Origin of the sequence: Oceanisphaera ostreae, assembly GCF_042676125.1 — a bacterium.
In the GTDB taxonomy this organism is placed as follows: Bacteria; Pseudomonadota; Gammaproteobacteria; order Enterobacterales; family Aeromonadaceae; genus Oceanimonas; species Oceanimonas ostreae.
In genome coordinates this window covers 34,183-47,662 of record NZ_JBHTJS010000015.1, presented here as the reverse complement: position 1 = coordinate 47,662, position 13,480 = coordinate 34,183, and the positions used below count along the sequence as shown (strand labels likewise).

General features: G+C 47.8%; 9 protein-coding genes and 7 tRNA genes. 15 read left to right on the top strand and 1 reads right to left on the bottom strand.

The window, feature by feature from the left end; translation table 11 throughout:
- The 9 genes from fdx to ACFQ1C_RS05365 all read left to right on the top strand — a co-directional run bounded on the left by fdx (window position 1) and on the right by ACFQ1C_RS05365 (window position 1,962).
- Window positions 1-339, top strand: a complete 339-nt coding sequence (gene fdx, locus ACFQ1C_RS05405; protein ID WP_379557546.1) for an ISC system 2Fe-2S type ferredoxin — start codon at window positions 1-3, stop codon at window positions 337-339.
- A gap of 14 nt (window positions 340-353) precedes the next feature.
- The gene (iscX, locus tag ACFQ1C_RS05400) at window positions 354-554 is read left to right on the top strand and encodes a Fe-S cluster assembly protein IscX (RefSeq protein WP_379557544.1); all 201 of its coding nucleotides are present in this window, start codon (window positions 354-356) and stop codon (window positions 552-554) included.
- Window positions 555-1,069: 515 nt separating this feature from the next.
- A tRNA-Met gene (locus ACFQ1C_RS05395) sits at window positions 1,070-1,146 on the top strand.
- A 7-nt stretch (window positions 1,147-1,153) separates the two neighbouring features.
- A tRNA-Leu gene (locus ACFQ1C_RS05390) sits at window positions 1,154-1,238 on the top strand.
- Window positions 1,239-1,290: 52 nt separating this feature from the next.
- Window positions 1,291-1,365 (top strand) — tRNA-Gln (locus ACFQ1C_RS05385).
- Window positions 1,366-1,504: 139 nt separating this feature from the next.
- Window positions 1,505-1,579: transfer RNA gene (locus ACFQ1C_RS05380), tRNA-Gln, on the top strand.
- Window positions 1,580-1,670: 91 nt separating this feature from the next.
- Window positions 1,671-1,747, top strand: a tRNA-Met gene (locus tag ACFQ1C_RS05375).
- Window positions 1,748-1,754: 7 nt separating this feature from the next.
- Window positions 1,755-1,839 (top strand) — tRNA-Leu (locus ACFQ1C_RS05370).
- A 48-nt stretch (window positions 1,840-1,887) separates the two neighbouring features.
- Window positions 1,888-1,962, top strand: a tRNA-Gln gene (locus ACFQ1C_RS05365).
- Window positions 1,963-2,777: 815 nt separating this feature from the next.
- Here the strand turns inward: ACFQ1C_RS05365 and ndk are convergent.
- Window positions 2,778-3,209, bottom strand: a complete 432-nt coding sequence (gene ndk / locus ACFQ1C_RS05360; protein WP_379557542.1) for a nucleoside-diphosphate kinase — start codon at window positions 3,207-3,209, stop codon at window positions 2,778-2,780.
- A 431-nt stretch (window positions 3,210-3,640) separates the two neighbouring features.
- Here ndk and ACFQ1C_RS05355 point away from each other — a divergent pair, with 431 nt between their 5' ends.
- The 6 genes from ACFQ1C_RS05355 to fusA all read left to right on the top strand — a co-directional run bounded on the left by ACFQ1C_RS05355 (window position 3,641) and on the right by fusA (window position 13,386).
- On the top strand, window positions 3,641-5,380 hold the full coding sequence (locus tag ACFQ1C_RS05355) for a dipeptide ABC transporter ATP-binding protein (RefSeq protein WP_379557536.1): 1,740 nt from the start codon (window positions 3,641-3,643) through the stop codon (window positions 5,378-5,380).
- 34 nt (window positions 5,381-5,414) lie between these two features.
- Entirely contained in the window at window positions 5,415-6,971 is a 1,557-nt protein-coding gene (locus tag ACFQ1C_RS05350) for an ABC transporter substrate-binding protein (RefSeq protein WP_379557532.1), read from the top strand.
- 313 nt (window positions 6,972-7,284) lie between these two features.
- Window positions 7,285-8,259: an ABC transporter permease gene (locus ACFQ1C_RS05345; RefSeq protein WP_379557530.1), complete on the top strand. Its 975-nt coding sequence runs from the start codon at window positions 7,285-7,287 to the stop codon at window positions 8,257-8,259.
- A 4-nt stretch (window positions 8,260-8,263) separates the two neighbouring features.
- Window positions 8,264-9,199: an ABC transporter permease gene (locus tag ACFQ1C_RS05340; RefSeq protein WP_379557528.1), complete on the top strand. Its 936-nt coding sequence runs from the start codon at window positions 8,264-8,266 to the stop codon at window positions 9,197-9,199.
- 236 nt (window positions 9,200-9,435) lie between these two features.
- Complete coding sequence (locus tag ACFQ1C_RS05335) at window positions 9,436-10,812, top strand: hypothetical protein (protein ID WP_379557526.1); 1,377 nt, start codon at window positions 9,436-9,438, stop codon at window positions 10,810-10,812.
- Between the two features lie 480 nt (window positions 10,813-11,292).
- Window positions 11,293-13,386: an elongation factor G gene (gene fusA / locus ACFQ1C_RS05330; RefSeq protein ID WP_379557524.1), complete on the top strand. Its 2,094-nt coding sequence runs from the start codon at window positions 11,293-11,295 to the stop codon at window positions 13,384-13,386.
- Window positions 13,387-13,480 lie beyond the last annotated feature (94 nt).

Sequence of the window (13,480 nt, the reverse complement as noted above, 5' to 3'; positions counted from 1 at the left end):
ATGCCAAAGATTGTATTTTTGCCTCATCCCGAGCTATGCCCAGACGGTGCAGAGCTAGAAGCTAAATTGGGTGAAACTGTGTTGGATGTCGCCTTGCGTAATGGCATCGATATTGAGCACGCTTGTGAGAAGTCTTGCGCCTGTACTACCTGTCATATCGTGGTGCGTGAAGGTTTCGACTCCATGGAAGAAAGCTGCGAGTTAGAAGACGACATGCTTGATAAAGCCTGGGGGCTAGAGCCTGAGTCACGCCTTGGCTGCCAAGCTCGGGTGACCGACGAAAATTTGGTGGTCGAAATTCCAAAATATACCGTTAATATGGTATCGGAAAGACAGTAAACGAGAGAGGGTATATGAGCCTTAAATGGACAGACAGTCAGGATATAGCACTCGACTTATTAGAGGCCTATCCTGATACAGATCCGAAAACGGTGCGCTTTACCGATCTACATCAGTGGATTTGTGCTCTGGAAAATTTCGATGATGATCCCAAAGCGTCCAACGAGCAGGTTCTAGAAGCCGTTATCATGATCTGGATGGAAGAGTTCGACTAACAGCGCCGAACGCCCAGCACCAAGCGCCTAGCTAGAGACAAACCCCGAACCTGCCTAGGCTCGGGGTTTTGTTTTTTGTAGGGGGTGCTTGCTTGAACATTTCGCCGAAGGCGGAAATCTTTAAAACCTAAATACCAAACCTAACCGAAGGGAAAGCCGTAAGACGTCAGCTGTAAGCCAAAAGTTGAAAAATAAACGGAGCCCCGAAACCCACCCTGCCCAATAGGACCAACAGCTGCAGTGTTGGACTACAAAAATCGGTGTCTGTCTTTAACGTAAGGCTTACAGCGTTAGGCGTAAAGCGGTCAGCTGCCCGAAGGGCTTATGTTTTTGATGGTTTCATCACCTAGACGACTACTTTATGTCCAAACAGTTAAAAGGTGTACGCTTTTATACAAAAAGGGGTTGACGATTTTGGGCATGATGCGCATAATGCGCACCGTTCAGTAACGAAATGCATGCAGCAGAAGCTGTTTGTAACAGGAAATATTCTGTATTAATGTTACTGACACAGTGGCTATGTAGCTCAGTTGGTTAGAGCACATCACTCATAATGATGGGGTCGCAGGTTCGAATCCCGCCATAGCCACCACTTTTTAGCGGGAGTGGCGAAATTGGTAGACGCACTAGATTTAGGTTCTAGCGCCGCAAGGTGTGCGAGTTCAAGTCTCGCCTTCCGCACCATATTTAAGTGTTAAGCAGTAATTGCTTTACACTGTGATAAGTGAAATATAATTGGGGTATCGCCAAGCGGTAAGGCAGCGGGTTTTGATCTCGCCATCCCCAGGTTCGAATCCTGGTACCCCAGCCATATTTAGAATGTTGGCTGATATAGTAAAGCAGGTTTTAGTCTTGGCAGCAGTGCTAAGGTTTAAGTCTGATGTTCAGCAGTATTCAAATAGGTAGCTTGTAATGTGTCGGTAATATGCTATAAATACTGACCATAAAATTGGGGTATCGCCAAGCGGTAAGGCAGCGGGTTTTGATCTCGCCATCCCCAGGTTCGAATCCTGGTACCCCAGCCATATTAAAATTTAATGCTGTGCGTTAAATCGGTAAGGTTAAGTAAGACATTTGTAATGCAAACTGAAGTCAGTTTTCTTGGTTTGCAGACGTGGCTATGTAGCTCAGTTGGTTAGAGCACATCACTCATAATGATGGGGTCGCAGGTTCGAATCCCGCCATAGCCACCACTTTTTAGCGGGAGTGGCGAAATTGGTAGACGCACTAGATTTAGGTTCTAGCGCCGCAAGGTGTGCGAGTTCAAGTCTCGCCTTCCGCACCATGTTTAAGATTAAGTTACGATAATTTAATCTTATCTAAGTAAGAAAATTGGGGTATCGCCAAGCGGTAAGGCAGCGGGTTTTGATCTCGCCATCCCCAGGTTCGAATCCTGGTACCCCAGCCATATTTAAAAAGCCAACCGCAAGGTTGGCTTTTTGCTTTGTGCCATTGGGGAAAGGCAGCGGGTTTTGCTCTCGGCCTCAGTGCCCAGGTTCGAATCCTGATACCCCAGCCATATATAAAAAGCCAACCGCAAGGTTGGCTTTTTGCTTTGTGAAATTTGGATAAGGCAGCGGGTTTTGCTCTCGGCCTCAGTGCCCAGGTTCGAATCCTGGTACCTCAGCCATATTTAATACCAATCTGGAAAACTAACTGATCTATTTTTGTTTGTATAAAAGCCGAACAAAGAGTCAACTCCACTGACCCGCTGCAAGCACATCCGTGTGACGCTCAAACACATAACATCCCTGTTATGTGATGGTCGGTGGAGCCGATCTCTTTATCCGTCCCTAGGCTGCTAGGTCGCCTGTTGGTGCGCTTTACAGACAGCTCAGAGCTTAAGGAGAGGCAACAGAGATCGGCTCCCACGACCGTGACAATGCCAGGGATGGCATTTCCTGAGCCCCCAGGGATGGGTTTATGGCGTGTCGTGGGAGCTGACTCTGTTTCCTCTCGTATCCGACTTTAAACTAGATCAGATTTTTACTTAGATTGGTATTTACCATTTGTTTTGTGCTTTTACTTGGATAAATATTAGCGCTTAAAGCTGACCTTTGTACCTCTAGCGCTCAACTTCAAAACAGATCACATACTTACTTAGATTGGTATTACAGCGTATGGCGTAAAGCGTACGTCTGTTTTTATACTTCAAATTTCGCCCATAAAAAAAGGAGCCGAAGCTCCTTTTTTATCAACTACAAAAAAGTGTTAACGCATCCCTTAGCGGGTACGTGGGCACACTTCTTCGTCGCTGAAGAAATACGCGATTTCGCGAGCTGCAGAAGCAGCAGCGTCTGAACCGTGTACTGCGTTTTCGTCGATGCTGTCGGCGTAGTCTGCGCGCAGAGTACCGGCAAGAGCGTCGGCTGGGTTAGTTGCACCCATGATTTCGCGGTGACGCAGAACAGCGTTCTCGCCTTCTAATACCTGAACCATAACAGGACCTGACATCATGAAATCAACCAGCGCTTTAAAGAAAGGACGCTCGCTGTGCTCAGCGTAGAAACCTTCTGCTTTGGCTTGGTCCAGCTGTACCATTTTAGCGGCAACAACTTTCAGGCCAGCAGTTTCAAAACGAGTGTAGATAGCGCCGATCAGGTTTTTTGCTACTGCATCAGGCTTGATGATGGAAAAAGTACGTTCGATAGCCATGTGATTCCTTAATATATCAATCAATAAGTTCAGGGTGAAAGCGGCGCGATTATACGTAAAAGCCACCAAAGTTAACACCACTAGCCCATAATTTAATTTACCTCAAGAAATGTAGCGCCTAAAAATTCAGCCGTTTTTTTATAATTTGCCGTCTGAACGCCAACTTTAGATGCAAAACTCTATTTTGGTTGCAGTTGTTACTTGACCTTTGTCGAACTGTCAGTCATAAATTCTATCTATTAATTAGCTGTTGAAACATATTGCTGACTTTGTGAGTGAAACCCGAAGGTATGGGATTATCTTGGAATAAAGTTAGGTTGATGGGTAGCCAAGCATCAGATAATAGGTTGCCGCGCTACTGTAGCCTCTCTCGTAGCCACTCTCGTCATGAATACGGGGAGTGGCCGCGTAAACGGACTTTGAGGATCAGCATGTCTCTGTTAGAAGTAAAAAACCTACGAATTGAATATCCCTCTCGTCATGGAGTAATGGCGGCTATTGACGATCTATCTTTTCATATAGATAAAGGCGAAATTTTAGGCGTTGTGGGGGAGTCCGGTGCGGGGAAGTCCACCATTGGTAATGCGGTTATTGACCTTTTAAGCCCGCCTGGAGTCATTGCCAGCGGTGATGTTCATTTAGATGGCGAGCTGATCTCTGGTCTGAATTCCAACCAAATGCGTAGCATACGCGGCAATCGCATCGGCTTTATTTTTCAAGACCCCATGACCTCGCTTAATCCGCTTTTTACCGTGGAATATCAGATGGTAGAAACACTACTCGCTAATACCGACATTACTCGGGACGCCGCGCGTAAAAAATCTATTTCACTGTTGGATGCGGTAGGCATTCCCGAGCCGGAGCTGCGTATCAAACAATATCCGCATCAGTTTTCTGGCGGTATGCGCCAACGGGTGGTGATTGCCATTGCGCTGTCTTGCGATCCCGAATTAATTATTGCCGATGAACCCACTACGGCACTGGATGTATCGATTCAAGACCAAATATTGACTCTAATCCGTAACCTGTGCAAAGAGCGCAACGTGGGCTGCATGCTAGTGACTCACGATATGGGCGTGGTGTCGAACGTGACCGACCGCGTGGCGGTAATGTATCGCGGGCGACTAATGGAAATTGGCCCTACCGAGCAAGTGCTAGGCACGCCCAGCCACGATTACACCAAGAGTCTCATTTCTGCGGTGCCGCGCTCAGACGTGAAACTGCGTCGTTTTCCGCTGGTGTCTTATATTGAAGATGCCAAAGAAAAAATCACTCTAGATCTTAAAAATCATTGGCTAGGCCAAAGCCAAGATCAGCGTGACTATACCGGACCCTTGCTGCGGGTAGAGCACTGCAACCTGCGCTTTGTGACTAAAGACTCGTTGTTTGCATCCGGCCGCCAATATCTGCAAGCCACCAATGACGTTAGCTTTGACATAGTCGAGGGCGAAACGTTTGGTCTGGTGGGCGAGTCGGGATCGGGTAAATCGACCATAGCGCGCGCCATTACTGGGCTTTATCCGCCGGATAGCGGCAAAATTTGGTTTGAAGGCATAGAGCTGACCGCGATTAAAAGTGAAAAAGAACGTCGTCCGATACGCCGACAAATGCAGATGGTATTTCAAAATCCATATTCATCCCTTAATCCGCGGATGCGGGTAACCGATATTATTGCCGAGCCGATCCGCTTTCACAAACTGGCTAAGGGCGAAGCGCAAATTAGCGGCATTGTGAATGACTTACTCGATTACGTAGGGCTGGGTCGAGCAGCTGGGCTGAAATTTCCTCACGAATTTTCTGGTGGTCAGCGCCAACGAATTTCCATCGCCCGCGCCTTAGCTACGCGCCCGCGCTTGCTGATTTGCGATGAACCGACCTCAGCATTAGATGTGTCGGTGCAGGCACAAATTCTGAATTTATTGAAAGACTTGCAAGACGAGTTGAAGCTGACCATGCTCTTTATCAGCCACGATTTGCCAGTGATCCGCCAAATGTGCGATCGCATTGGCGTTATGAAGCAGGGCGTTTTGGTTGAGGTGGCTGACACTGAACAGTTATTTACTGAAGCGAGCGATCCTTATAGTCGCTCGCTGATTGCATTAATGCCCGAGTTTAAGGGTATGTCACGAGAAGGCTTGGATATTTCAACTGCGACAGTGAAACATCAATAATGGGCCATCGTTTACCATGTCAATGGAGTGTTACATGAAAAAAGGACTCAACAAAATAACGGCTGCGTTACTGACAGCTGGTCTGGCATTTAGTGTTCAAGCGGCAGATATCACTATTGCCTATGACGCTGACCCAGTATCAATGGATCCGCACGAGCAGTTGTCGGGTGCGACGCTGGAAATGTCCCATTTATTATTTGACCCACTGGTACGCTGGACCAAAGACTTTGATATTGAACCGCGTTTGGCCGAAAAATGGGAGCGCATTGATGAAAACACCATGCGTTTTCATTTACGCAAGGGCGTTAAGTTTCACAGCGGCAACGACTTTAGCGCCGACGATGTGGTGTGGACCTTTAATCGTCTGAAAGAATCACCTGATTTTAAAGCGATTTTCGATCCCTTTAGTGCGGCGACTAAGGTCGATGACCACACTATTGATTTAGTGACCAAGGGGCCGTTCCCGCTGGTGTTGAATACCGTGACGTATCTGTTCTCGATGGACTCGAAGTATTACAGTGGCAAAACCGACGATGGTAAAAATAAGGGTGATGTGGTTAAACACGGTAGCTCCTTTGCCTCAACTAACCCCTCTGGTACAGGCCCCTTCAAACTTAAGTTTCGCCAACAAGGCGTTAAAGTAGAGTATGAGCGTCACGCCGATTATTGGGATTCCAAGTCACCGGGTAATGTGCAAAATATGACGCTGGTGCCCATTAAAGAAGATGCCACTCGCGTCGCCGCGTTGTTGGCGGGTGACGTTGACTTTATTAAGCCAGTATCGCCTAACGATCAAAACCGCGTGAAGTCAGCTGAGGGCGTTAAGCTGGTGACCGAGGCCGGTACTCGTATTATTACCTTCCAGATGAATCAAGACCGATTCGAGCCCTTTAAAGACGTGAGAGTACGCCAAGCAGTGAACTATGCGGTAAACCAAGACGGCATTGTAAAACGCATCATGCGCGGCTTTGGTACTACCGCCTCACAGCAGACACCAGCGGGTTACGTTGGTCATAATCCGGAGCTTAAGCCGCTTTATGATGTTGAAAAAGCCAAAGCTTTGATGGCCGAAGCCGGTTACAAAGACGGCTTTAAGATCAGCATGATTGCGCCCAATAACCGCTACGTTAACGACTTTAGAATTGCCGAAGCGGTTAAGGCGATGCTGGCACGTATTAATATCGATGTGGATCTCAAGACCCTGCCGGTAGCGCAGTATTGGCCCGAGTTTGATAAATGTAATGCCGATATGTTGATGATTGGCTGGCACTCCGATACCGAAGATGCGGCCAACTTCTCTGAGTTTTTAACCATGACTCGCAACGAAGAAACCGGCCGTGGCCAGTATAACTGCGGTCATTACTCGAACGCTGAGCTAGATGCGCTGATTGAGTCGGCTAACTTAGAAACCGACGGTGAAAAACGCGGCAAGATGCTACAGCATGCAGAAAAGATTCTGTATGACGATGCCGCTTTCGTGCCGCTGCATTGGCAAAATCTAGCCTGGGGTGCGCGTAATAATGTGGGTGCCGAAGCCGTAGTTAACGCCATGGATTTCCCGTACCTGGGTGACCTAGTCGTTAACGACTAGAAACTAAAGACTAAAGACTTTTTTGCCACGGAATCCACGGAGCCCACGGAAAAATTAAGGTTAAGACTAGGAGCTAAATATTACTGGGTTAAGACCTTACTAGTCATATCGCTCTTGTTGTTTTTGACCTGTCTTTACATCCGTGCGTTCCGTGTTCTTCCGTGGCAAAAGTAGGTTTAGGCTAACGGAAATAAAAATATAGCGTCCAGTACAAGGCGCCCAGCTAAAAGAAGACAGAGCTCTTTGTGGTTCTTGGTGCTGGGCTCTGGGCGCCGGGCGCTTTCTTCTTAATTCCCTGAAGTTGGAATACATCATGTTAACGTTTTTACTGAAGCGGCTGTTTCAGATGATAGTGGTGATGTTTGTCATTAGCCTGATCGCGTTTTCGATTCAGGATAATTTAGGCGATCCGCTGCGCGAACTGGTTGGTCAATCGGTATCGGAAGAGGTTCGTCAGCAAATGCGCACCGAACTGGGCTTAAACGATCCCTTTATGGTGAAGTACAGTCGATTTGTGGGCAATGCACTGCACGGCGACTTTGGTACTTCTTACTTTTATAAAAAACCGACCTTAGAGGTCATTTTCGAGAAGTTGCCTGCCACCTTAGAGTTGGTGTTTTGTGCCAGCATTATCATTATTGGTTTTAGCATTCCCATGGGGGTGTATTCCGCCATTAAACCGCGGGCATTTTTGTCACGATTAGTGATGGGGGTGAGTATTATCGGTATTTCGGTGCCGGTATTTTTAACCGCGATTTTGCTGATGTATGTATTTTCTATTGAATTGGGTTGGCTACCGGCCTATGGCCGCGGCGAGCTGACCAGTCCGTTGGGTTGGCAGTCGGGGCTATTCAACTGGCAGGGTTTTCGTAACTTGATACTGCCAAGTGTTGCGCTGTCTTCCATTATGTTGCCGCTGTTTATTCGGTTAGTACGCTCAGAAATGCTCGAGCAGCTCAGTTCGGAATACGTTAAATTTGGCTGGGCCAAAGGGCTAAATAAATATCGTATCTGGTTTATTCATGCCTTAAAGAATACCTTACTGCCGCTGATTACCGTGGGCGGGGTACAAATTGGCACTATGGTGGCCTACACCATTTTAACCGAAACCGTGTTTCAGTGGCCGGGCATTGGCTTGTTGTTTTTAGACGCCATTAACCGCGTGGATACTCCCTTGATTACCACGTACGTGATTTTTGTGGGCTTTATCTTTGTGGTAACCAATACCGTAGTCGATTTGATCTATGGCTTGATTAACCCCACTGTTAACTTGGCTGCAAAGGGATAATTCAATGACCTCTAATGTGACTCTCGGCCGTTGGGCGCGCTTTGCGCAGTCAGATTTTTTATATCACTTTCGCCGCGACAAGGTGGCTATGTTCAGCTTTGCGGTGTTTGCGGCCTTATTAGCTGCGGCACTGTTGTCGCCAATTATTGCGCCTTTTAACCCGTACGATTTGGCAACCATTGATATCTTAGATTCGGAGCTACCGCCCAGCTGGCAAGAGATGGGCGACGAACGCTTTTTGTTAGGCACCGATGTACAGGGCCGCGATATTTTTAGCACCATTTTATATGGTTCGCGAGTATCACTGATTATCGGCTTGGGTGCGGTGGCGTTACAGTTGGTGATTGGCATTACCGTCGGCTTATCGGCCGGTTATTATGGGGGCCGCATCGACAATTTGTTAATGCGCTTTGCCGATGTACAGCTATCGTTTTCTACCATGATGGTGGCGATTATAGTCTCGGCAGTATTTCAGGCCACACTTGGGGCTGATTTTTATGCCGAATATGCGGTGCTGATGCTGGTAGTGATTATCGGCCTTGCGGAATGGCCACAATATGCGCGTACTATTCGTGCCACCGTGCTGGCAGAAAAGAAAAAGGAATACGTAGAAGCTGCCCAAGTTATGGGCTTTAAGTCGATGCGCATTATGTTTCGCCACATTCTGCCTAATTGCTTATCGCCAATTTTGGTGATCTCTACGGTACAGGTGGCCAACGCCATTATGAGCGAGGCGGCGCTATCATTTTTAGGTTTAGGCATGCCGGTGGATAAACCATCACTGGGATCGTTGATCAGCATGGGCTTTAGTTATATTTTCTCTGGCTCTTGGTGGATTACCGCCTTCCCGGGTATTTATCTGGTGGTGTTAGTGTTAGTCATCAACCTGCTTGGCGACTGGCTACGAGACGTGTTTAACCCTAAATTGTATAAAGGATAAACACAGCTTTAAGCCGTAAGCTAAAACTAAACTGCCTGTTGTAGGCGCTGTTTTAGCTGTGTACTCCAGCGTAGCAGGATGATTGTATGGTGCCGCTGCGCGCCAATCACCAGCTAAAGCAAGTAGCTACAAGTTCGATGTCTGTCTTTGGCCGACAGCAGACAACTGTCCCGTAGGCTAATTTTATCTGACAGCTTAAAGCTAACAGCAGACGGCTGTCCTGAAAGGACCCTCCCTTGTTTGTTCGCTTCTCTATGACTGTTCGCCGACGTATGGCGGGTATGCTTATCTTATTTGGCATGCTCATGATCAGTGCCGACTTAATTGGGCTACCGGTGTTTCGCAGTGGCGCAGGCTTAGCCTATTGGCTGGCGGCAGGGTTATTGTGGTCGGGCTTGTCGTCACGCAACCGCTTGCAAGCCAGCTTATTGCTGTTGGTGGGTGCGGGGTGTTTAAGTACTAGTATATGGCTTGGCGGTACGCTTGAATTATCGCGACTACTTGGTAGTAATAGCAGTTTATTGTCGATGCTGGTGGCGGTGAGCTTTTTGAGCTTGGTTAGTCGACCCAGTAATGAGCAAGACCAATTCTTACCGCGTGGCCGAGGTGCGTTAGCCTCCACCTTGACCGCCGTGCATGTATTTGGCTCGGTGATTAATTTATCGTCGGTGTTTATTATTGGCGATAGATTGTCCCAAGTGGCGCGATTAAGTCGAGAGCAGTCAATCGTACTAGTGCGTGGTTTTACTGCCGCCGCATTTTGGTCGCCTTTTTTTGCTGCCATGGCAATCGCTTTAAGCGTGGCGCCTAACGCTAAGCTAAGTCAACTATGGTTGGTGAGCATGCCGCTAGCAGGGCTGGCGTTAGCGCTCACTTATTGGCAATTAACACGGCAGCCCAGGCCTCAGCAGTCAATAACTCACCAAGCATCAACCGATGCGCCTAATCCTGAATACCCAAAAGCGCCGGTGGCTGACTTTGTTGGTTATCCGCTGCATGTCGGCGCACTTTTATTGCCTTCTCTGCTCGCGATCGCCGTATTGTTGTTGCATAAACTTTGGCCTGTGTTGTCTATTTTAGCGGTAATCACCTTATTGGCGCCGTTATTCAGCTTAACGGTATTGGTGGTAACCCAACGCTCGCTGCGGGCAGGTCTCGGCCAATTAGTGAATGGGCGTTTACCGCAAATGGGTAACGAGCTTGCGCTATTTTTAGCTGCAGGAGTGCTAGCTTATGGCTTAGAAAGCCTGCTATTAAGTGCTGAGATCCGCTTACCACTGCAACATTTTGGCGCGCTAGCAGCCAGTGTCACTTATCTTGCGACTGTGCTGTTGGCGTTGCTGGGCATTCATCCCATCGTATGCATTGCGTTAGCCGGCAGTATACTTGCTCCGGTAAACCCGGATCACACCTTGCTTGCGTTAGTCTTTCTATCTTCTTGGGCTGTGGGCACGTCCACAGGGCCATTATCGGGTATTAACCTGGCTTTTCAGGGGCGTTATGGCATTGATTCTTTCAGTATTATGCGTTGGAATTTAAGCTATTTGGCCTTAATGTCGGTGTGTGTAGTGATGGCCATTTGGCTGTTGGCCGCTTTACTTGGCATCAGCTGAATGATGGCTCTGATTCGTTATTCACGACTTTTTTTGTTGAAGCCGATGAGTCTTATATCCAGCAATAGAAAAGTTCATTGATGTTTGCAGGAGGATCGATGAAGTTTATTTTTTTTAAAGTTATGATAACTATACTTATTTTCGCAGGCTTATTTGCGTGGGTGTATTATAAGGTGGCTAGCGGGACGCTCTAACAGATCAAGGTATACGGCCTAAGTTGAGCCGGGCTTGTGTCTGCTGGTGGCCTTTGTGCTAATAGCAAAGCCAAAAAATAGTGATATCCACTCTTAAGTCTTGACTACACAAAATAACAAAACGACGTTAATTGATGATGTTGTTCAAAAAGTGGCCGTTATCTATTCTTCCTATTTGCGCCCCGTTAGCTTTTCAGCCATAATATGCGACCTAAAACTGGGTCGGTGTATCAGCGATTTTTGGATGCTCCGTCTACTTCTTAAACTCATCATTTAAAGTTGAATCATGGCCGAATTATCCAAATACAGAAACATTGGTATCTTCGCGCACGTTGATGCGGGTAAAACCACTACAACTGAGCGTATCCTTAAACTCACTGGGCGTATTCACAAAGCCGGTGAAACCCACGACGGTGAATCAACTACTGACTTCATGGATCAGGAAGCCGAGCGCGGTATTACTATCCAGTCTGCAGCTGTAAGTTGTTTCTGGAAAGATCACCGTTTTAACGTGATTGACACTCCAGGGCACGTTGACTTCACCGTTGAAGTATACCGTTCACTTAAAGTGTTAGATGGCGGTATTGGTGTATTCTGTGGTTCCGGCGGTGTTGAGCCCCAGTCAGAAACTAACTGGCGCTATGCGAACGACTCAGAAGTTGCCCGTATTATCTTCGTAAACAAGTTAGACCGTATTGGTGCGGACTTCTTGCGCGTAGTACAGCAGACTCGCGACGTGTTGGCTGCCAACCCGATCATCATGGTGCTGCCAATTGGTGCGGAAGATCAGTTTAAAGGCGTAGTAGACCTGCTGACTCGTAAAGCCTACATCTGGGACGACTCAGGTCTTCCTGAAAACTTCGTAGTTGAAGACGTGCCAGCCGACATGGTTGACCAAGTTGAAGAATACCGCGAAATGCTGGTAGAAAGCGCCGTTGAGCAAGACGACGACTTGATGGAAGCTTACATGGAAGGTAACGAGCCTTCTATCGATGAGCTGAAGCGTTGTATCCGTAAGGGTACTCGTACCATGGCGTTGTTCCCAACTTACTGTGGTTCTGCCTTTAAAAACAAAGGTATGCAGCTGATTCTGGACGCGGTAGTTGATTACCTGCCAAGCCCAATTGAAGTTGACCCTCAGCCGCTGACTGATGAAGAAGGCGTTGAAACTGGCGAGTTCGCTATCGTTGATGCTGACCTACCTTTGAAAGCTTTAGCCTTTAAAGTAATGGATGACCGCTTCGGTGCTTTGACCTTCGTACGTATTTATACCGGCCGTCTGAAGAAGGGTGACACCATCCTGAACAGCTTTACCGGGAAAACCGAACGTGTTGGTCGTATGGTTGAAATGCATGCGGATGAGCGTAAAGAATTAGACTCGGCACAAGCCGGTGACATCATCGCAATCGTGGGTATGAAGAACGTGCAAACTGGTCACACTCTGTGTGATCCTAAGCACCCTTGTACGCTAGAAGCCATGGTGTTCCCTGAGCCAGTTATCTCTATTGCGGTTGCGCCTAAAGATAAGAACGGTTCTGAAAAGATGGGTGTTGCTATCGGTAAGATGATTGCCGAAGATCCAACATTCCGCGTAGAAACTGACATTGATTCTGGCGAAACCATCCTTAAAGGCATGGGCGAATTGCACCTGGATATCAAAGTCGACATCCTGAAGCGTACCTACGGCGTAGAGCTAGTAGTAGGTGAGCCACAGGTTGCCTACCGCGAAACCATTACTGCCGAAGTTGAAGACAGCTACACGCACAAGAAGCAGTCTGGTGGTTCCGGTCAGTACGGTAAAATTGACTACAAGATCCGTCCTGGCGAAGCCAACACCGGTTTCGTGTTCAAGTCTTCTGTAGTGGGCGGTAACGTTCCTAAAGAATTCTGGCCAGCCATCGAGAAAGGTTTCGGCAGCATGATGAACACCGGTACCATCGCTGGTTTCCCAGTGCTGGACGTTGAATTCGACTTGATCGACGGTGCTTTCCACGCAGTTGACTCCTCAGCCATTGCGTTTGAAATCGCTGCTAAAGGCGCGTTCCGTCAGTCTATCGCTAAAGCTAAGCCACAGTTGCTTGAGCCTGTGATGAAAGTTGATGTGTTCACTCCAGAAGACCATGTTGGTGACGTTATTGGTGACTTGAACCGTCGTCGCGGCATGATCAAAGATCAGCTTGCTGGTGTCACCGGTGTGCGCATCAAGGCAGACGTACCTCTGTCTGAAATGTTCGGTTACATTGGTTCGCTGCGTACCATGACTTCTGGTCGTGGTCAGTTCTCTATGGAGTTCTCGCACTACGCTGCTTGCCCTAACAACATCTCTGAAAAGGTTGTTGCTCAGGTTGCCGAGCGTAAAGCGGCTGACGCCAAGAAGTAATATCGCTTAAGATTTAGGTCTAGAGCTAAAACCGCTGCCTCGGCAGCGGTTTTTTTATGCCTGAGAAACATGAGATAACAGCCGTCAGCCTGTC